The sequence below is a fragment of the Pseudomonas anguilliseptica genome, assembly GCF_900105355.1.
GTDB classification, from domain to species: Bacteria; Pseudomonadota; Gammaproteobacteria; order Pseudomonadales; family Pseudomonadaceae; genus Aquipseudomonas; species Aquipseudomonas anguilliseptica.
This window is the reverse complement of record NZ_FNSC01000001.1, coordinates 1,996,735-2,014,538: the sequence shown is the minus strand read 5'-3', so window position 1 is coordinate 2,014,538 and position 17,804 is coordinate 1,996,735. Positions and strand designations below refer to the sequence as shown.

General features: G+C 62.2%; 15 protein-coding genes. 3 read left to right on the top strand and 12 right to left on the bottom strand.

What is annotated here, in order from left to right; all coding sequences use genetic code 11:
• Positions 1-14: 14 nt before the first annotated feature.
• The 11 genes from nuoL to BLW24_RS09615 form a co-directional block, all read right to left on the bottom strand.
• A complete protein-coding gene (gene nuoL / locus BLW24_RS09665) occupies positions 15-1,865 on the bottom strand; it encodes an NADH-quinone oxidoreductase subunit L (protein ID WP_090379722.1) in 1,851 nt (616 codons plus the stop codon).
• Positions 1,862-2,170, bottom strand: a complete 309-nt coding sequence (nuoK, locus tag BLW24_RS09660; protein ID WP_090379719.1) for an NADH-quinone oxidoreductase subunit NuoK — start codon at positions 2,168-2,170, stop codon at positions 1,862-1,864. The genes nuoL and nuoK overlap by 4 nt, the downstream gene beginning before the upstream one ends.
• A complete protein-coding gene (gene nuoJ, locus BLW24_RS09655; protein ID WP_090379716.1) occupies positions 2,167-2,676 on the bottom strand; it encodes an NADH-quinone oxidoreductase subunit J in 510 nt (169 codons plus the stop codon). Before nuoJ ends, nuoK begins: the two co-directional genes overlap by 4 nt.
• Before the next feature lie 162 nt (positions 2,677-2,838).
• Positions 2,839-3,387 carry an NADH-quinone oxidoreductase subunit NuoI gene (nuoI, locus tag BLW24_RS09650; RefSeq protein ID WP_090379713.1) on the bottom strand — a complete coding sequence of 183 codons (549 nt, stop codon included), beginning with the start codon at positions 3,385-3,387 and terminating at the stop codon, positions 2,839-2,841.
• A 12-nt stretch (positions 3,388-3,399) separates the two neighbouring features.
• Positions 3,400-4,392: an NADH-quinone oxidoreductase subunit NuoH gene (nuoH, locus tag BLW24_RS09645; RefSeq protein WP_090379710.1), complete on the bottom strand. Its 993-nt coding sequence runs from the start codon at positions 4,390-4,392 to the stop codon at positions 3,400-3,402.
• Positions 4,389-7,124, bottom strand: coding sequence for an NADH-quinone oxidoreductase subunit NuoG (nuoG, locus tag BLW24_RS09640; RefSeq protein WP_090379707.1), 2,736 nt, complete (start codon positions 7,122-7,124; stop codon positions 4,389-4,391). The genes nuoH and nuoG overlap by 4 nt, the downstream gene beginning before the upstream one ends.
• A gap of 96 nt (positions 7,125-7,220) precedes the next feature.
• Positions 7,221-8,570 (bottom strand): NADH-quinone oxidoreductase subunit NuoF, encoded by a 1,350-nt coding sequence (gene nuoF / locus BLW24_RS09635; RefSeq protein WP_090387684.1) that lies wholly within the window; start codon positions 8,568-8,570, stop codon positions 7,221-7,223.
• Positions 8,571-8,575: 5 nt separating this feature from the next.
• Complete coding sequence (nuoE, locus tag BLW24_RS09630; RefSeq protein ID WP_090379703.1) at positions 8,576-9,076, bottom strand: NADH-quinone oxidoreductase subunit NuoE; 501 nt, start codon at positions 9,074-9,076, stop codon at positions 8,576-8,578.
• Position 9,077: 1 nt separating this feature from the next.
• Complete coding sequence (nuoC, locus tag BLW24_RS09625) at positions 9,078-10,859, bottom strand: NADH-quinone oxidoreductase subunit C/D (RefSeq protein ID WP_090379700.1); 1,782 nt, start codon at positions 10,857-10,859, stop codon at positions 9,078-9,080.
• A gap of 56 nt (positions 10,860-10,915) precedes the next feature.
• Positions 10,916-11,593 carry a NuoB/complex I 20 kDa subunit family protein gene (locus BLW24_RS09620; protein ID WP_090379697.1) on the bottom strand — a complete coding sequence of 226 codons (678 nt, stop codon included), beginning with the start codon at positions 11,591-11,593 and terminating at the stop codon, positions 10,916-10,918.
• A gap of 10 nt (positions 11,594-11,603) precedes the next feature.
• Positions 11,604-12,017 (bottom strand): NADH-quinone oxidoreductase subunit A, encoded by a 414-nt coding sequence (locus BLW24_RS09615; RefSeq protein WP_090379694.1) that lies wholly within the window; start codon positions 12,015-12,017, stop codon positions 11,604-11,606.
• A gap of 268 nt (positions 12,018-12,285) precedes the next feature.
• Here BLW24_RS09615 and BLW24_RS09610 point away from each other — a divergent pair, with 268 nt between their 5' ends.
• From BLW24_RS09610 to BLW24_RS09600, 3 genes are all read left to right on the top strand, one after another.
• Positions 12,286-13,212 carry a hydrogen peroxide-inducible genes activator gene (locus BLW24_RS09610; RefSeq protein WP_090379691.1) on the top strand — a complete coding sequence of 309 codons (927 nt, stop codon included), beginning with the start codon at positions 12,286-12,288 and terminating at the stop codon, positions 13,210-13,212.
• Positions 13,213-13,220: 8 nt separating this feature from the next.
• Entirely contained in the window at positions 13,221-15,296 is a 2,076-nt protein-coding gene (gene recG / locus BLW24_RS09605; protein WP_208600161.1) for an ATP-dependent DNA helicase RecG, read from the top strand.
• Between the two features lie 90 nt (positions 15,297-15,386).
• On the top strand, positions 15,387-16,802 hold the full coding sequence (locus tag BLW24_RS09600; protein WP_090379684.1) for an aminoacyl-tRNA deacylase and HDOD domain-containing protein: 1,416 nt from the start codon (positions 15,387-15,389) through the stop codon (positions 16,800-16,802).
• Between the two features lie 199 nt (positions 16,803-17,001).
• On the opposite strand, the gene BLW24_RS09595 is transcribed toward BLW24_RS09600, so the two are convergent.
• Positions 17,002-17,739, bottom strand: coding sequence for a hypothetical protein (locus tag BLW24_RS09595; protein ID WP_090379682.1), 738 nt, complete (start codon positions 17,737-17,739; stop codon positions 17,002-17,004).
• Positions 17,740-17,804: the final 65 nt, after the last annotated feature.

The window sequence follows — 17,804 nt, the reverse complement described above, 5'->3', positions numbered from 1 at the left end:
ACGGGCTATTTTCCTTAATTCAGAAACAGGAGGACGGCGAGCACCAGCACGGCGCCCCCGGCAATCGAAGTGGCATACCAACGCACCTGACCAGTCTCGCTGCTGGCCAGCAAGGCGTTGCCGCCTCGCGCCAGACGCGGAATCAGGCCAATGCTGCGGTCGATCGGGTCACGCCCGAGCAGCCGGCAAAGCAGCAGGTAGGGCTGCACAAACAGCTTGTCGTAGAGCCAGTCGAAGCCCCAGGCGGCGAACCACCAGGCCGAGAGGAAGCGCCCCGGTGCACTCTGCGCCACCGCCGTGGCGAAGCTACGCTTGCCGAGGAACAGCAGCGCAGCCAGGACGATGCCGATGATCGCGATGGCCCCGGAGACGATTTCCAGACTGTGCTTGGCCTCACCGCCGGCATGCCCGACGCTTTGCGGCAGCACACCGGCCAGAGGCGGGCTGATCAGCGCACCGACGAAGGTCGACAGCACGATCAGCGTCACCAGCGGCAGCCAGTGAGCGACGCCATGGCCGGCATGGGCTTCGGTCTGCTGCTCGCCATGAAAGGCGATGAAGATCAGGCGGAAGGTGTAGATCGAGGTCAGGAAGGCGCCCGCCAGGCCGGCATAGAGCAACCACTGATGACCACTTGCAAAGGCTTCCCAGAGGATTTTATCCTTGGAGTAGAAGCCGGCGGTTATCAGCGGCAGCGCCGCCAGGGCCGCGCCGCCGACGATAAAGCTGGCGTAGGCCAACGGCAGTTTCTTCCACAGGCCGCCCATCTTGAAGATGTTCTGCTCGTGGTGACAGGCGTTGATCACCGCACCGGAAGCGAGGAACAGCAGGGCCTTGAAGAAGGCGTGGGTCATCAGGTGGAAGATCGCTGCGTCCCAGGCACCCACGCCGAGGGCGAGGAACATGTAGCCGATTTGGCTCATGGTCGAATAGGCGAGGATGCGCTTGATGTCGGTCTGCACCAGCGCGGCAAAACCAGCCAGCACCAGGGTCACACCGCCGACGATGCCGACCAGCTCGAGAATGTCCGGCGTCAGCAGGAACAGGCCATGGGTACGGGCGATCAGGTAGACGCCGGCGGTGACCATGGTGGCCGCGTGGATCAGTGCGGAGACTGGAGTCGGCCCCACCATCGCGTCAGCCAGCCAGGTTTGCAGCGGCAGTTGGGCGGATTTACCGACTGCGCCGCCGAGCAGCATCAGCGTGGCGATCCACAGCCAGCTGTCGCCTTCCACATACTTCTGCGGCGCCAGCACCATCAGCTCCTGAATATTCAGGGTGCCCAAGTGGAGGAACAGGATAAACAGGCCGATGGCCATGAATACATCACCGATACGGGTGACGATAAAGGCCTTCAGTGCTGCATTGCCGTTCGGCGTGTGCTTGAAGTAGAACCCGATCAGCAGGTAGGAGCACAGCCCCACACCTTCCCAACCGAAATACAGCAGCAGCAGGTTATCGCCCAGCACCAGCAGCAACATGCTGAAGATAAACAGGTTGGTGTAGGCGAAGAACCGCGAGTAGCCCTCTTCACCGCGCATGTACCAGCTGGCGAACAGGTGGATCAGAAAGCCCACACCCGTGACCACGCCGAGCATGGTCACGGACAGGCCGTCCAGGTAGAGGGTGAAGCTCGGCGCGAAACCGGCCACGCTCATCCACTGCCACAGCACCTGGGTGAACACGCCATTTGCCGGCGGATTGAGGTTGAACTGCACGATCACCCAGGCCGCAGTCAGGGCAGACAGGCCCACCGAGCCCACGCCGATCAGCGCCGAGAGGTTTTCCGAGAAACGCCCGCGCGAGAAGGCCAGGAGAAACCAGCCCAGCAGCGGAAAGACACAGGTCAGCAATAGAAGGTTCATCCGCGCATCTCGCTGGCAGCGTCGACATCGAGGGTGTTGAAGCGGCGATACAGCTGCAACAGGATCGCCAGGCCAATACTGGCTTCGGCGGCCGCCAGGGTGATCACCAGAATGTACATCACGTGGCCGTCAGGCTGAGCCCAACGGCTGCCGGCCACGATAAAGGCCAGGGCGGTGGCGTTCATCATCACCTCCAGGCTCATCAGCACGAAGAGGATATTGCGCCGCACCATCAGGCCAATCAGGCCGAGGCTGAACAGCACGCAGGCCAGTGCCAGGCCGTGCTCCATGGGAATCGCATTCATGCGGTTGGCTCCTTGGCATCGTGACGGCCGAGGTGATAGGCCGCGACCAGTGCACCGAGCAGCAGCATCGAGGCCAGCTCGACCACCAGCAGATAAGGCCCGTACAGCGCGATACCCACCGCCTTGGCATCAACCGTCTGCAAACCCAGCACTGCGCCACTGGGCGACTCGAACAACACATACAGCAGCTGACCCAGCAGCAGCGCCGAAAGCAGCGCCGGCCCAAACCAGATACCGGGCCTCAGCCACTGGCGCTCCTGCTCGACCGCCGCCGGACCGAGGTTGAGCATCATCACCACGAAGACGAACAGCACCATGATGGCGCCGGCGTAAACGATGATCTCCAGGGCTCCGGCAAAGGGCGCGCCGAGGGCGAAGAAAGTCATCGCCACCGCCAGCAGCGAGACGATGAGATAGAGCAAGGCATGCACCGGGTTGGTGTTGGTGATCACCCCCACCGTCGATGCCACCGCCACACCGGCGGCGAAGTAGAACGCGAATTCCATATAGATCCTCTATATCTCCGTAGGAGTCTGTTTAGGCCGTCGCGAGCGCAGCTGAGGCAAGGCGAAAACAGGCGAGGAAGCGGAGTGTACTTTTGTACATGAGCATTCCGAGTCTGTTTTCAACGCAGTTTCAGCAAGCGCAGCAGGCATTAAACGGACTCCTTAGGGCAGCAGGCCTTTGACGTTGATGGGTTCGGCTTCATTCTGCGCCGCGCCTTTCGGCTTGCCGGCAATGGCCATACCGGCGACGCGGTAGAAGTTGTAGTCCGGGTTCTTGCCCGGGCCGCTGATCAGCAGGTCTTCCTTCTCGTACACCAGGTCCTGGCGCTTGAACTCGCCCATCTCGAAATCCGGGGTGAGCTGGATCGCCGTGGTCGGGCAGGCTTCTTCACAGAGGCCGCAGAAGATGCAGCGCGAGAAGTTGATGCGGAAGAAATCCGGGTACCAGCGGCCATCCGGGGTTTCCGCCTTCTGCAGCGAGATGCAGCCCACTGGGCAGGCCACTGCGCACAGGTTGCAGGCTACGCAGCGCTCTTCGCCGTCGGGGTCGCGGGTCAGCACGATGCGCCCGCGATAGCGCGGCGGCAGGTACACGGCTTCTTCCGGGTACTGCAGGGTGTCGCGCTTGCGAAAACCATGGCTGAACACCATCGCCAGGCTGCGCAGTTGGGTGCCGGTGCCGACCAGCACATCCCATATGTATTTGAACATTCGTGGTTCTCCTTACTGGGCCGCGGCCAGCACGAATGCGCCGGTCACCAGCAGGTTGATCAGGGTCAGCGGCAGGCAGAACTTCCAGCTGAAGGCCATGACCTGGTCATACCGTGGGCGCGGAATCGAGGCGCGCAACAGGATGAAGATCATGATGAAGAAGCAGGTCTTCAGGGCGAACCAGAAGAACGGAATCTGCGGCAGAAGGCCGAACGGGCCGTGCCAGCCACCGAAGAACAGCGTCACCAGCAACGCCGACACGGTGACGATGGCCACGTATTCGCCGACGAAGAACATGCCCCATTTCATCCCGGCATATTCGATGTGGTAACCGTCAGCCAGCTCCTGCTCAGCTTCCGGCTGGTCGAACGGGTGACGGTGGGTCACGGCAACGGCAGCGATAAAGAAGGTACAGAAGCCAAAGAACTGCGGAATGATGAACCACAGGTTCTCGGCCTGGTAATCGACGATATCGCGCATGTTGAACGAGCCGACCTGCGCCACCACACCCATCAGCGCCAACGCCAGAAACACCTCGTAGGACACCGTCTGTGCCGAAGCACGCAGCGCACCGAGCAGGGCGAACTTGTTGTTACTGGCCCAGCCGGCGAACAGCACCGCGTACACCGACAAACCGGCCATGGCGAAGAAGAACAGGATGCCGATGTTCAGGTCCGCCACGCCCCAGGTCGGGGTGATCGGGATGATCGCAAAGGCAATCAGCATGGCCGAGAACGCGATCATCGGCGCCAGGATAAAGATGAACTTGTCAGCAAACGGCGGCGTCCAGTCCTCCTTGAAGAACATCTTGATCATGTCGGCAGCGATCTGAAACATGCCAAACGGGCCGACCCGGTTGGGGCCATAGCGGTCCTGCCACCAGCCCAGCAGGCGCCGTTCGACAAAGCTCAGCAGCGCGCCACAGACCACCACCACCAGCAGAATCACGATGGCCTTGAGTACGGCGACCAGCACATCCAGCACTTCAGGGGTCAACCAACTCATTGCGCGGCCTCCTCAATGCGAGTGACCACGCTACCTGCGATTAGCGCAGGCATGCCCGCCAAACCGACTGGCAAGCCGACCACACCGATGGCCAGCTCTTCGGTGATCTGCAATGGCAGGCGCAGAGTCTGTCCGGCGACGCTCAGACTCAGCAGCGCACCGTCATTTACGCCCAGGCGATCCGCTTCGGCCTTGGCCAGCAGCGCGTACGGCGCGGGAATGCGCTCCTGCAGCGGCGCGGCCCCAGCCGAGGTTTCCTCACTGCCGAACAGGTGATGCAAGGCCACGGCCTGCAAGGTGCCCGGTGCCGGGTTGAAGGCCGCCGGTACGCTGAACCAGGGCAGCACGCTGCCTTTGGCTTCCAGCAGGCGCACACCGGGATCACCGGCACGCAGGTGGCCGCCGACTTCGTCCTGGAATTTGTTCCAGGCTTGCGGCGAGTTCCAGCCTGGCGACCAGGCGAAGGGAATCTGCTGACGGTCTTCCTTGCTGCCCGAATAACCTTCCATGGAGAAGGCGAAGGCCGAGTCCTGGTCCTGCGGCTGGCGCGGCTCGTGCACGCTGATATTGGCGCGCATGGCGGTGCGACCACTGTAACGGTGCGGTTCACGGGCCAGCTTGAGGCCCTTAATGCGGAACGAGGACTTGGGTGCCGCGTCGACGATACGCGCCAACTGGCGGTTGCTCGCAGCAACAGCCGTGGTCACCGCATCCAGCTGGGTCCAGTCGAGCGGTTTGCCCTGAAGGGTGCTGTGCAAGGCATGCAGCCAGCGCCAGCCCTCACGAATCAGGATGTTGGCGTCGTAGTAACTCGGCTCGAACACCTGGAAGAAGCGCTGGGCACGGCCTTCGAAGCTAACCAGGGTGCCATCGCCTTCGGCGAAGCTGGCCACCGGCAGCAGCAGGTGGGCTTTTTCACTGGTGGCGGTGTGCTGATGGTCAGCGACGATCACCAGCTGGGCGGCCGCCAATGCGGCATCAACCTGGACCGCATCGGCACGTCGGTACAGATCGTTCTCCAGCACAATCACGGCATCGGCCTGCCCAGTCGTCAACGCTTGCAAGGCCGCATCGACGGACCTCTCCCCACACTCTTCACCCAAAAGCAGGGCCAGGCCCATGCTGTTGGCTTCCGGCACCACCAGGCTGATGGAGGCGTTCTTTTCGCGATTCTTCAGGGCGCTGGCGATATTCGCCGCGGCTTCGATCAGGCTCTTCTCACCGAGAGATGCACCGGAGACGATCAGCGGCCGCTTGGCTTCAAGCAGCGCTTCGGCAATCAATTGCACCAGCTCGGCTGCATCGGCATCCAAACCGCTTACTGCCGGGGCACTCGGGTCGATGGCATGGGCCACAGCAAAACCGATACGCGCCAGATCGGCCGGCGCGGCATGCACGCAGGCTTCAGCCACATCATCCAGGCGGGTCGCGGTAACGCTGGCGATAAACAGCGGGTTCAGCGCGTCCTGTGCAACGTTCTGCACCGCCGCCATGTGCCAGTCCTGAATCTTCATCGAGGCAGCGATTTCAGTGGCCTTGCCCTTGACCGCCTGACGCAGGGCCAGGGCCATGCGTGCAGCGGTCTGGGTGAGGTCTTCACCGAGGATAAACACCGCGTCATGCAGTTCGACTTCACGCAGGGTCGGCACCGGCAGCGGGCCGTTCTGCAGGACGTCGCGGATCAAGCGGATATTTTCCAACTCGCCCGCGGCGATACCGGAGTAGTAGTTGGCCTCGCCGACCAGCTCACGCAGGGCGAAGTTGCTTTCCAAGCTGGCGCGCGGCGAACCGATGCCGATTACGCGTTTGCCTTTGAGCAGCTCGGCGGCCTTGTCCAGCGCAGCGTCGATGCCGAGCTTTTCGCCACCGTCTTGATTAACCAGCAGCGGCTGACGCGGACGATCAGTGCGGTTGACGTAGCCGTAGCCGAAACGACCACGGTCGCAGAGGAAATACTGGTTTACATCGCCATTGAAGCGGTTTTCGATGCGCCGCAGTTCGCCGTAGCGCTCGCCTGGGCTGGTGTTGCAGCCGCTGGCGCAGCCGTGGCAGATGCTCGGGGCAAACTGCATGTCCCACTTGCGGTTGTAGCGCTCGGAGTGGGTCTTGTCGGTGAACACACCGGTCGGGCAGACCTCGACCAGATTGCCGGAGAACTCGCTTTCCAGCACGCCGTCTTCGACCCGGCCGAAGTACACGTTGTCGTGCGCGCCATACACGCCAAGGTCAGTGCCGCCGGCGTAATCCTTGTAGTAGCGCACGCAGCGGTAGCAGGCGATGCAGCGGTTCATCTCATGAGAGATAAACGGCCCGAGCTGCTGGTTCTGGTGGGTGCGTTTGCTGAAGCGATAACGGCGCTGGTTGTGGCCCGTCATCACCGTCATGTCCTGCAGGTGGCAATGGCCGCCCTCCTCGCACACCGGGCAGTCATGCGGGTGGTTGGTCATCAGCCACTCGACGACGCTGGCGCGGAACGCCTTGGATTCTTCATCGTCGATGCTGATCCAGGTGTTGTCGGTGGCCGGCGTCATGCACGACATGACGATGCGCCCGCGCGTATCGTTTTCATCGGTGTACTGCTTGACCGCGCACTGGCGGCAGGCGCCGACGCTACCGAGCGCCGGGTGCCAGCAGAAGTAAGGGATATCGAGACCGAGGGACAGGCAGGCCTGCAGCAGGTTGTCCGCCCCATCGACTTCGAAATCTTTGCCGTCTACGTGGATAGTGGCCATGGTTCAGGTTTCTTCTTTGCCCACCGAAGCGGGCTTGGCTAATGGAATCACGTTGTGCTGCGGGGCCAGGTCAGTGGCCGCCAGAGCGCCATTGTTTTACGCGGGGACGAATTGCCCCGTCGTTGCCGGAGCCGCCGAGCAGGCCACGCCAGCCTCGAACTCCGAACGGAAATACTTGATCGCACTGCCCAACGGCTCAACCGCACCCGGTGCGTGAGCACAGAAGGTTTTGCCCGGGCCAAGGAAGTTGACCAGACCGAGCAGCGTGTCGATATCCTGCTGCGTGCCTTGCTTGCGCTCCAGAGCACGGAGAATCTTCACGCTCCACGGCAGGCCGTCGCGACACGGGGTACACCAGCCGCAGGACTCACGGGCGAAGAACTCTTCCATATTGCGCAGCAAGGAAACCATGCTGATGCTGTCGTCCACCGCCAGCGCCAGGCCTGTGCCCATGCGCGTACCGACCTTGCCGATACCACCGGCGTACATCAGCGCATCCAGGTGCTCGGGGAGCAGAAAGCCGGTGCCGGCACCACCAGGTTGCCAGCACTTCAGCCTGTAGCCATCGCGCATGCCGCCGGCGTAGTCCTCGAACAGCTCGCGGGCGCTGATGCCGAAGGGCAGTTCCCAAAGGCCGGGCTTCTTCACCTTGCCGGAGAAGCCCATCAGCTTGGTGCCGTGGTCTTCACTCTCCGGGCGGGCCAGGCTCTTGTACCAGTCCACGCCATTACCAACGATGGCCGGCACGTTGCACAGGGTTTCGACGTTGTTGACGCAGGTCGGCTTACCCCACACGCCGACGGCTGCCGGGAACGGCGGCTTGGCACGCGGGTTGGCGCGGCGACCTTCGAGGGAGTTGATCAGTGCGGTTTCTTCACCGCAGATATAACGACCGGCACCGGTATGGACGAACAGCTCGAAATCGAAACCACTGCCGAGGATGTTCTTGCCGAGCAGGCCGGCGGCCTTGGCTTCCTCAATGGCGCGATTCAGATTCGCCGCCGCATCGACGTATTCGCCGCGCAGGAAGATGTAGCCGCGATAAGCCTTGAGCGCACGGGCGGAAATCAGCATGCCTTCCACCAGCAGGTGCGGCAACTGCTCCATCAGCATGCGGTCTTTCCAGGTATTCGGTTCCATCTCGTCCGCATTGCACAGCAGGTAGCGGATGTTCATGGATTCATCGGCGGGCATCAGCCCCCACTTCACCCCGGTGGGGAAGCCAGCACCGCCACGGCCCTTGAGGCCGGAATCCTTAACGGTCTGCACAATATCGGCCTGGGCCATTTCGCTCAGGGCTTTGCGCGCTGCGGCGTAGCCGTTCTTCTGCTGGTACTCCTCCAGCCATACCGACTGGGCGTCGTCACGCAAGCGCCAGGTCAGCGGATGAGTCTCTTCACTGCGGGTGATGCGGTTGGCCGGGCCGATGGAGGTCAGCGTTTTCATACCACTCATTGATAGGCCTCCAGCAGTTGAGCCACGCCACTTGGTTGCACGTCGCCAAAGGTGTCGTCATCGATCATTAGCGCCGGGGCTTTGTCGCAGTTGCCCAGGCAGCACACCGGCAGCAGGGTAAAGCGGTTGTCGGTGGTGGTCTCGCCGAGGCCAATACCGAGCTGTTTCTGCATTTCAGCGACGACCGATTCGTGGCCACCGACATAGCAGGTCATGCTGTCGCATACGCGGATGATGTGACGGCCCACTGGCTGACGGAAAATCTGACTATAGAAGGTGGCTACGCCTTCGACATCGCTGGCGGGAATACCGAGGATTTCGCCAATCGCATCGGCGGCGCCATCCGGCACCCAGCCACGGGCCTTCTGCACGATTTTCAGGGCTTCGATCGACGCCGCGCGCGGGTCTTCGTAGTGGTGCATCTCGTGTTCGATGACCGCCTGTTCGGCTTCGCTCAGAGCAAAACGGTCGGTTTGAATCAGGGTTGTCTGGCTCATATCAGCGGTCCACGTCAGCCATAACGAAGTCGATACTGCCCAGGTACGCGATCAGGTCAGCGACCATGCTGCCGCGAATCACCGAGGGGATCTGCTGCAGGTGCGGGAAGCTCGGCGTACGAATGCGCGTGCGGTAGCTCATGGTGCTGCCGTCGCTGGTCAGGTAGTAGCTGTTGATGCCCTTGGTCGCCTCGATCATCTGCAAGCTTTCGTTGGCCGGCATCACCGGGCCCCAGGAAACCTGCAGGAAGTGGGTGATCAGGGTTTCGATGTGCTGCAGCGTGCGCTCTTTCGGCGGCGGCGTGGTCAGCGGGTGATCGGCCTTGTACGGGCCTTCCGGCATATTGCGCAGGCACTGGTCGATGATCTTGATGCTCTGGCGCATCTCTTCCACACGCACCATGCAGCGGTCGTAGGCATCGCCATTGGCGGCCAGCGGCACTTCAAATTCGAAGTTCTCATAACCGGAATACGGCCGCGCCTTGCGCAGGTCGAAGTCGCAGCCGGTCGCGCGTAGGCCGGCACCGGTGGTGCCCCACTCCAGGGCTTCCTTGGTGTTGTACTGCGCCACACCGATGGTCCGCGCCTTGAGAATGCTGTTTTTCAACGCGGCTTTCTCGTATTCGTCAAGGCGCTTGGGCAGCCAGTCGACGAACTCCTTGACCAGTTTGTCCCAGCCGCGCGGCAGATCATGAGCGACACCACCGATGCGGTACCAGGCCGGGTGCAGGCGGAAGCCGGTGATGGCTTCGATCACCTTGTAGGCGCGCTGGCGGTCGGTGAAGGTGAAGAACACCGGTGTCATCGCACCGACGTCCTGAATATAGGTACCGAGGAACAGCAGGTGGCTGGTGATGCGGAAGAACTCGGCCAGCATGATGCGAATCACGTCGACCCGCTGCGGCACGGTGATGCCCGCGAGCTTTTCCACGGCCAGCACGTACGGCAGGTTGTTCATCACCCCACCGAGGTAGTCGATGCGGTCGGTGTAGGGAATAAAACTGTGCCAGCTCTGCCGTTCGGCCATCTTCTCGGCACCACGGTGGTGGTAGCCGACTTCCGGCACGCAGTCGACGATCTCTTCGCCGTCCAGTTGCAGAATGATACGGAAGGCACCGTGGGCCGAAGGGTGGTTGGGACCGAGGTTGAGGAACATATAGTCCTCATGCTCGCTGCCGCGTTTCATGCCCCAGTCTTCCGGCTTGAAACGCGCAGCTTCTTCTTCGTGCTGCTGCTTGGCCAGGGTCAGGCTGAACGGGTCGAATTCGGTGGCGCGCGCCGGATAGTCCTTGCGCAGCGGGTGACCTTCCCAGGTCGGCGGCATCATGATGCGGGTCAGGTGCGGGTGGCCGCTGAAGTGAATGCCGTAGAGGTCCCAGACTTCGCGCTCGTACCAGTTGGCGTTGGGCCAGATACTGGTGACGCTGGGCAGATTGAGGTCGCGTTCGGACAGGGCGACCTTGATCATCACATCGCTGTTCCGCTCCAGCGACATCAGGTGATAGAACACGGTGAAATCCGCATCCGGCAGACCGCGACGCTGGGTGCGCAGACGCTCGTCGACGCCATGCAGGTCATACAGCATCACGTAGGGGCGCGGCAGGTTGCGCAGAAAGGTCAGGATCTCGACCAGGCGCTCGCGGGCCACCCACAGCACCGGCATGCCGGTACGGGTGCTCTGTGCGGTAAAGGCGTCAGCGCCAAAACGGGAATTCAGTTCGACGACCACATCGTGGTCGTCAGCCTTGTACGGCGGTATGGACAGAATGCTGTCTGCAGTCATGGTCTCGGTCGCTATCGGTCAACGGCGTCAGTAGGCGGGCTCAGTCGAGCCCAGACTCACACTTCGTCGGGGCTACGCAGATTGGTCACGGCGATGCGCTCGGCGCGACGCTGTTCTTTCTGCGAAGGCATGTCGGCACGGTAAACACCCTGATCACCGACCACCCAGGACAACGGCCGACGCTCCTGACCGATGGATTCCTGCAGCAGCATCAAGCCTTGCAGAAACGCCTCGGGACGCGGCGGACAACCGGGAATATAGACGTCGACCGGCAGAAACTTGTCGACGCCCTGGACCACCGAGTAGATGTCGTACATGCCGCCAGAGTTGGCGCAGGAGCCCATCGAGATCACCCACTTGGGTTCCAGCATCTGCTCGTACAGGCGCTGGATGACCGGAGCCATCTTGATAAAGCAGGTGCCTGCGATGACCATGAAGTCCGCCTGGCGTGGGGAGGCCCGGATCACTTCCGCACCAAACCGGGCCACGTCATGCGGCGCAGTAAAGGCGGTGGTCATTTCCACATAGCAGCAGGACAGGCCGAAGTTGTACGGCCACAGGGAGTTCTTGCGCCCCCAGTTCACTGCGCCATTGAGTACATCGGCAAGTTTGCCCATGTAGATGTTCTTGTGGACTTGATCGTCTAGCAGCGGGTCGGAAACAGTCTCCCGCTCGCCGACCGGATAGCGCTCATTGGGCGCATCCGGATCGATCCGAGTAAGTTTGTAGTGCATCGCCAAAGCCTCATTGTTTTAGCTTCGCCTGCCGCTCGCGACGGCCCTGAGGTGCCCAATCGAGCGCCCCGATCCGCCAAAGGTAGACAAGACCTGCCAACAGAATTGCTATAAAGACTGTAGCTTCGATCAGCCCAGCCCAGCCGCTTTCGCGCACTGAAACTGCCCAAGCGAAGAGAAAGAGGGCTTCGACGTCGAAGATCACGAAGAGCATCGCGACCAGATAGAATTTGGCTGACAGGCGCAGACGCGCGCTGCCGACGGGCAACATGCCGGACTCAAAGGGCTCATTCTTGCTGCGACCCCAGGCTTTGCTACCCAGCAGGCTGGACAGCCCAAGCATGAACGCAATGAGCCCGAAGACTCCCAGCAGGAACACAGCAAAAGCCCAGTTATGGGACATGGTCGTTACCGCATCAGGCATGCCGGTACTCCTTGGGTGAAAGGAACGGCTTCTATAATTTTATTGTGACGAGCGCAAAACCCGGCCTGGGTCGCTCGCAAAGTATGGTCGCAATTCTATGCGCACAACGCTTTAGTAACTAATTATTTTCTGTTCACAAAGCGACATTAAAGCGTAGCCAATCGCCAAAACCGCTTCGCCTCCTCAGCCGCGGGGGCTGAAGCGCATCAACAGTTGGTTCCATTGAATACAGCCGCTATGCTTCGCTGCATCTCAATGGATAAAGACTATGACCCTCACCGAACTGCGCTACATAGTCACCCTCGCTCAGGAACAGCACTTCGGCCGCGCCGCCGAGCGTTGCCATGTCAGTCAACCGACGCTGTCGGTGGGGGTGAAGAAGCTCGAAGATGAACTGGGCGTACTGATCTTCGAGCGCAGCAAAAGCGCAGTGCGCCTGACTCCGGTCGGTGAAGGCATCGTCACCCAGGCACAGAAAGTGCTGGAGCAAGCCCAGGGCATTCGCGAGCTGGCCCAGGCCGGCAAGAACCAGATGGCCGCCCCCCTGAAGATCGGTGCGATCTACACCGTCGGTCCTTATCTATTCCCCCATCTGATTCCGCAACTGCACCGCGTCGCGCCGCAGATGCCGCTGTATATCGAAGAGAACTTCACTCACGTGCTGCGCGACAAACTGCGCAATGGCGAGCTGGACGCAATCATCATCGCCCTGCCGTTCCACGAAGCCGATGTGCTGACCAAACCGCTGTACGACGAGCCGTTCTACGCCCTGCTGCCCGCCGGCCACCCCTGGGCCGCGATGAAAACCATCGACAGCAAGCTGCTGAATGACAAGAGCCTGCTGCTGCTCGGTGAAGGTCACTGCTTCCGCGATCAGGTGCTGGAAGCCTGCCCGACCCTGCGCAAGGGCGGCGAAGACAGCGCCAAGCACACCACCGTGGAATCCAGCTCGCTGGAAACCATCCGCCATATGGTCGCCTCGGGGCTCGGCGTGTCGATCCTGCCGTTCTCCGCCGTCGACAGCCATCACTATGCCCCTGGCGTGATTGAAGTGCGCCCACTCAGCCCGCCGACGCCGTTCCGCACCGTGGCCATCGCCTGGCGCGCCAGCTTCCCACGGCCGAATGCCATCGAAGTCCTGACCGATTCGATTCGCCTGTGCTCGGTGGCCAAACCACTGCCCAAGAGCAGCTAAAACAGACCATGACCGAACTGGCCGCGGTTTCTGTCACCGCGCTGAAAGGCGTGGGGGCGGCCCTGGCCGAAAAGCTCGCCAAGGTCGGCCTGGAAACCCTGCAGGATGTGCTGTTCCACCTGCCGCTGCGTTACCAGGACCGCACCCGCATCGTGCCGATTGGCGCACTGCGCCCCGGTCAGGACGCCGTGGTCGAAGGCATAGTCGCCGGCGCCGATGTGGTCATGGGCCGTCGGCGTAGCCTGCTGGTACGCCTGCAGGACGGCAGTGGCACCCTCTCCTTGCGTTTCTACCATTTCAGCCAGGCACAAAAGGAAGGCCTCAAGCGCGGCACCCAGGTACGCTGCTACGGTGAAGTGCGCCCAGGCTCATCGGGCCTGGAGATCTATCACCCGGAATACCGTGCGCTGTCCGGCAGCGAACCGATTGCCGTGGAACAGACCCTGACGCCGATCTACCCGACCACCGAAGGCCTGACCCAGCAACGCCTGCGCCAGCTCAGCGAGCAAGCCCTGGCACGCCTGGGCCCGCACAGCCTGCCGGATTGGCTGCCGCGCGAACTGGCCGACGATTACCAGCTCAGCCCACTGGATCAGGCGATTCGCTACCTGCATCGGCCGCCGCCGGATGCCGATCTGGAAGAACTCGCCGAAGGCCGTCACTGGGCCCAGCACCGCCTGGCCTTCGAGGAATTGCTGACCCATCAACTGTCGCTGCAACGTCTGCGCGAAAGCGTGCGTGCGCAGCAGGCTCCTGCGCTGCCCCTTGCGAAAACGCTGCCGCAGCAATACCTGGCCAACCTGGGCTTTACCCCCACCGGTGCACAGCAACGGGTCGGCGCGGAAATCGCCTACGACCTCAGCCAGAGCGAGCCGATGCTACGCCTGGTGCAGGGCGATGTGGGTGCCGGCAAGACCGTGGTCGCCGCCTTTGCCGCACTGCAGGCGCTGGAAGCCGGTTATCAGGTAGCGCTGATGGCCCCCACCGAGATTCTTGCCGAGCAGCATTTCATCAACTTCAGCAAATGGCTGGCCCCGCTGGGCCTGGAGGTTGCCTGGCTGGCCGGCAAGCTCAAGGGCAAGGCCCGTGCCAGCGCCCTGGAGCAGATCGCCGCTGGCGCACCCATGGTGGTCGGCACCCATGCGCTGTTTCAGGATGAAGTGCAGTTTCAGAAACTCGCACTGGTGATTATCGATGAACAGCACCGCTTCGGCGTGCAGCAGCGCCTAGCCCTACGGCAGAAAGGCATCGGCGGACGTATGTGCCCACACCAGCTGATCATGACCGCCACGCCGATCCCGCGAACCCTGGCGATGAGTGCCTACGCTGACCTCGACACCTCGATCCTCGACGAGCTGCCGCCCGGACGTACCCCGGTGAACACCCTGGTGATCGCCGACAGCCGCCGCCTGGAAGTGGTCGAACGCGTGCGCCTGGCCTGTAACGAAGGGCGCCAGGCCTACTGGGTCTGCACACTGATCGAAGAATCCGAAGAGCTGACCTGCCAGGCCGCGGAAACCACCTTCGAAGATTTATCGGCGGCACTCGGCGGGCTGAATGTCGGCTTGATTCACGGGCGCATGAAACCGGCGGAAAAAGCCGCAGTGATGGATCAGTTCAAACAGGGCCAACTGCAGCTGCTGGTGGCCACCACAGTGATCGAGGTCGGCGTCGACGTGCCCAATGCCAGCCTGATGATTATCGAAAACCCGGAGCGCCTGGGCCTGGCCCAGCTGCACCAGCTGCGTGGCCGGGTCGGGCGCGGCAGCGCCGCCAGCCATTGCCTGCTGCTCTATCACCCGCCGTTGTCGCAGCTGGGCCGTGAGCGCCTGGCAATCATGCGCGAGACCTGCGATGGCTTCGTTATCGCCGAAAAGGATCTGGAGCTGCGCGGCCCCGGCGAGATGCTCGGCACCCGTCAGACCGGCTTGCTGCAGTTCAAGGTGGCCGATCTGATGCGTGATGCTGACCTACTTCCGGCAGTGCGCGATGCCGCGCAAGCGCTGCTGGAGCACTGGCCGCAGCATGTCAGCCCGCTACTTGAACGCTGGTTGCGGCATGGCCAACAATACGGACAAGCGTGAGCCAACGCACAGTGCAACCGTCGCCTGCGCCGCATTTTACTCATCCCGCTGTTTATACTCGGGGTATTGCTACTTCTGCTGGATACCGTCATGACCGAACTTGCCCTTGCTCCCGACACCGCTCCGCGCCCGCCAGCGGTGATTCTGCAATTGCTGGAGAAGCTCGGCCTGCCCTACCAAGTCTGCCGCGACCTGCCCGGCCTGCCAGCCGCTCAACGCCTGCAAGCGGTACTGCTGGATGACGCCGTGGGCGCACTACTGGTGCTCTATCCACAGAGCCAGCTGCTCGACCTCAATCGCCTGACCGAACTGACCGGCCGCCAACTGACCGCAGTCAAGCCAGAGCGCCTGGAGCGCATGCTCGGCAAACACAGCCTGAAGGTGTTGCCTGGCCTGCCACCGCTGACCAGCTCGCCCTCCCTGTATGACGAGCGCCTGCTGCAGGTGCCCAGTCTGTATATCGAGTCCGGCCAGCGCGGCGTGCTGCTGGAGTTGAGCACCGACGCTTTCAAAACTCTGCTGAGCAAGGCCAGCGCCGCGCGCTTCGGCGAGCCGCTGAACAATATCCGCCTGAACCTCGATCGCCCGGACGACGACCGCGCCGAGATCACCCTGGCGGTGCAGGCCTTTACCGCGCGGCGCATCCAGCAACGCCTGGAAGAAACCATCGAGATTCCGCCGCTGCCGGAAACCGCGCAGAAGATCATCAAGCTGCGTGTCGACCCGGATGCCACCGTGGATGACATCACCGGCGTGGTCGAAACCGACCCGGCACTGGCCGCCCAGGTGGTCAGCTGGGCCGCCTCGCCCTACTACGCGGCACCCGGCAAGATCCGCTCAGTGGAAGACGCCATCGTCCGCGTGCTGGGCTTCGACCTGGTGATCAACCTGGCCCTCGGCCTGGCCTTGGGCAAAACCCTGAGCCTGCCCAAGGATCATCCGCAACAGGCCACACCGTACTGGCAACAGGCGATCTACAGCGCTGCGGTGATCGAGGGTCTGACCCGCGCCATCCCGCGCGCGCAGCGTCCGGAAGCCGGCCTGACCTACCTCGCCGGCCTGCTGCACAACTTCGGCTATCTGGTGCTGGCGCATGTGTTTCCACCGCATTTCTCGCTGATCTGCCGCCATCTGGAGGTCAACCCCCACCTGTCGCACAGCTATATCGAGCAGCATCTGCTCGGCATAAGCCGCGAGCAGATCGGTGCCTGGCTGATGCGTTACTGGGATATGCCGGAAGAACTGGCCAGCGCCCTGCGCTTCCAGCACGACCCTGAATACACCGGCCCCCACGCCACCTACCCGAACCTGGTGTGCCTGTCGGTTAGCCTGTTGCGCAATCGCGGCATCGGTGCCGGCCCGCAGAGCGAGATTCCGCAAAGCCTGTTCGACAACCTCGGCATCAGCCGGGAAAAAGCCGAAGAAGCCGAAGAAGCCGTAAGCAAGGTGCTGGCGGCTGAAGTCGCGCTGCGCGAACTGGCCGCGCAATTCCATCCCGCGCACTAGCAGGCCGTTTAAAAACGTTGGCGAGGCAGCCAGCGCAAGGCAAAAACAGGCGAGAAAGCGGAGTTTACGAGTTGTAAATGAGCATTTTGAGCCTGTTTTTAACGCCGCGATGGCAACGCAGGTAGTTTTTCAACAGCCTGCTAAAGCTGCAGAAAACACAAAGGGGCCTACGGGCCCCTTTTTCGTTTCAGTCGGATGATTACTTCTTCAGCTGTGCGCGTCGTGCGGCGAACAGCTCCGGCAGCACCTGCACGCTACCATCGAGCAACTGCGCCACGGCTGGTTGCTCATACAGAGCAGCATATTCGGCCAGTTTTTCGCTGGGCATCTGCCGATAGGCATACAGCATAAAAGACTCCACCGCTTCGGCGCTGGAGGCCCGCAGCGCGTCTTCCTGAGCCTTGGTCTGAGTGCTCAGGGCCTTCTCGTCGATGCTTTCACCACGGCCCTGCAGGGCCAGAAATGCCTGAGTCTTGCCGACTTCATAGCGCAACAGGGTGGCCAGGGTGGTGGTGTGCGCAGCGGCATCCAGGCGCCGCACCAGAGCCATACGCTCCTCACGCGGCGGGCGTTCGCCCAGCTGTTTGCGATAGGCCGCCAAGCCTTCTGCACCGCCCTCGCCCACAGAACGCTCGGCAGCGGTAAAGCCCTGCGCCAGCGGGCTTTCCAGCAAGTTCTTGGCCTGTTCCAGCTGGGTTTGATCGAGCTTGCCGGTCAGTTTCCTGGCCAAGTCCAGACACAGAGCATCAGCGGCAAACACCTTGGCCAACTGCGCTTGCTGTTTATCGCTCAGACCACGCTGCACCAGCGGTGCGCTCTGCTCGCAGAGCAAACGGATGCCGGCCAGCTCAAATAACGGCGCAAAGGCTTCGGCTTTAGGGGGCGCGGCATGGGCAACGGAGGTGGAAAACAGCAGGGCACTCAGCAGCAGACGCATGGGCAAACTCTCACTAGGGCTATGCCCAGCCTAGCGAATGCAGTGCGCGCAGGCCAGCCCTGGCG

What these genes read in the sequence shown, in the direction of transcription:
- nuoI (WP_090379713.1), bottom strand. Translation starts at nt 3,387, where the DNA reads ATGTTCAAATACATATGGGATGTGCTGGTCGGCACCGGCACCCAACTG.
- recG (WP_208600161.1), top strand. Translation starts at nt 13,221, where the DNA reads ATGACCGAACTGGCCGCGGTTTCTGTCACCGCGCTGAAAGGCGTGGGG.
- BLW24_RS09610 (WP_090379691.1), top strand. Translation starts at nt 12,286, where the DNA reads ATGACCCTCACCGAACTGCGCTACATAGTCACCCTCGCTCAGGAACAG.
- BLW24_RS09615 (WP_090379694.1), bottom strand. Translation starts at nt 12,017, where the DNA reads ATGCCTGATGCGGTAACGACCATGTCCCATAACTGGGCTTTTGCTGTG.
- nuoL (WP_090379722.1), bottom strand. Translation starts at nt 1,865, where the DNA reads ATGAACCTTCTATTGCTGACCTGTGTCTTTCCGCTGCTGGGCTGGTTT.
- nuoC (WP_090379700.1), bottom strand. Translation starts at nt 10,859, where the DNA reads ATGACTGCAGACAGCATTCTGTCCATACCGCCGTACAAGGCTGACGAC.
- nuoH (WP_090379710.1), bottom strand. Translation starts at nt 4,392, where the DNA reads ATGAGTTGGTTGACCCCTGAAGTGCTGGATGTGCTGGTCGCCGTACTC.
- BLW24_RS09600 (WP_090379684.1), top strand. Translation starts at nt 15,387, where the DNA reads ATGACCGAACTTGCCCTTGCTCCCGACACCGCTCCGCGCCCGCCAGCG.
- BLW24_RS09595 (WP_090379682.1), bottom strand. Translation starts at nt 17,739, where the DNA reads ATGCGTCTGCTGCTGAGTGCCCTGCTGTTTTCCACCTCCGTTGCCCAT.
- BLW24_RS09620 (WP_090379697.1), bottom strand. Translation starts at nt 11,593, where the DNA reads ATGCACTACAAACTTACTCGGATCGATCCGGATGCGCCCAATGAGCGC.
- nuoK (WP_090379719.1), bottom strand. Translation starts at nt 2,170, where the DNA reads ATGAATGCGATTCCCATGGAGCACGGCCTGGCACTGGCCTGCGTGCTG.
- nuoJ (WP_090379716.1), bottom strand. Translation starts at nt 2,676, where the DNA reads ATGGAATTCGCGTTCTACTTCGCCGCCGGTGTGGCGGTGGCATCGACG.
- nuoE (WP_090379703.1), bottom strand. Translation starts at nt 9,076, where the DNA reads ATGAGCCAGACAACCCTGATTCAAACCGACCGTTTTGCTCTGAGCGAA.
- nuoG (WP_090379707.1), bottom strand. Translation starts at nt 7,124, where the DNA reads ATGGCCACTATCCACGTAGACGGCAAAGATTTCGAAGTCGATGGGGCG.
- nuoF (WP_090387684.1), bottom strand. Translation starts at nt 8,570, where the DNA reads ATGAAAACGCTGACCTCCATCGGCCCGGCCAACCGCATCACCCGCAGT.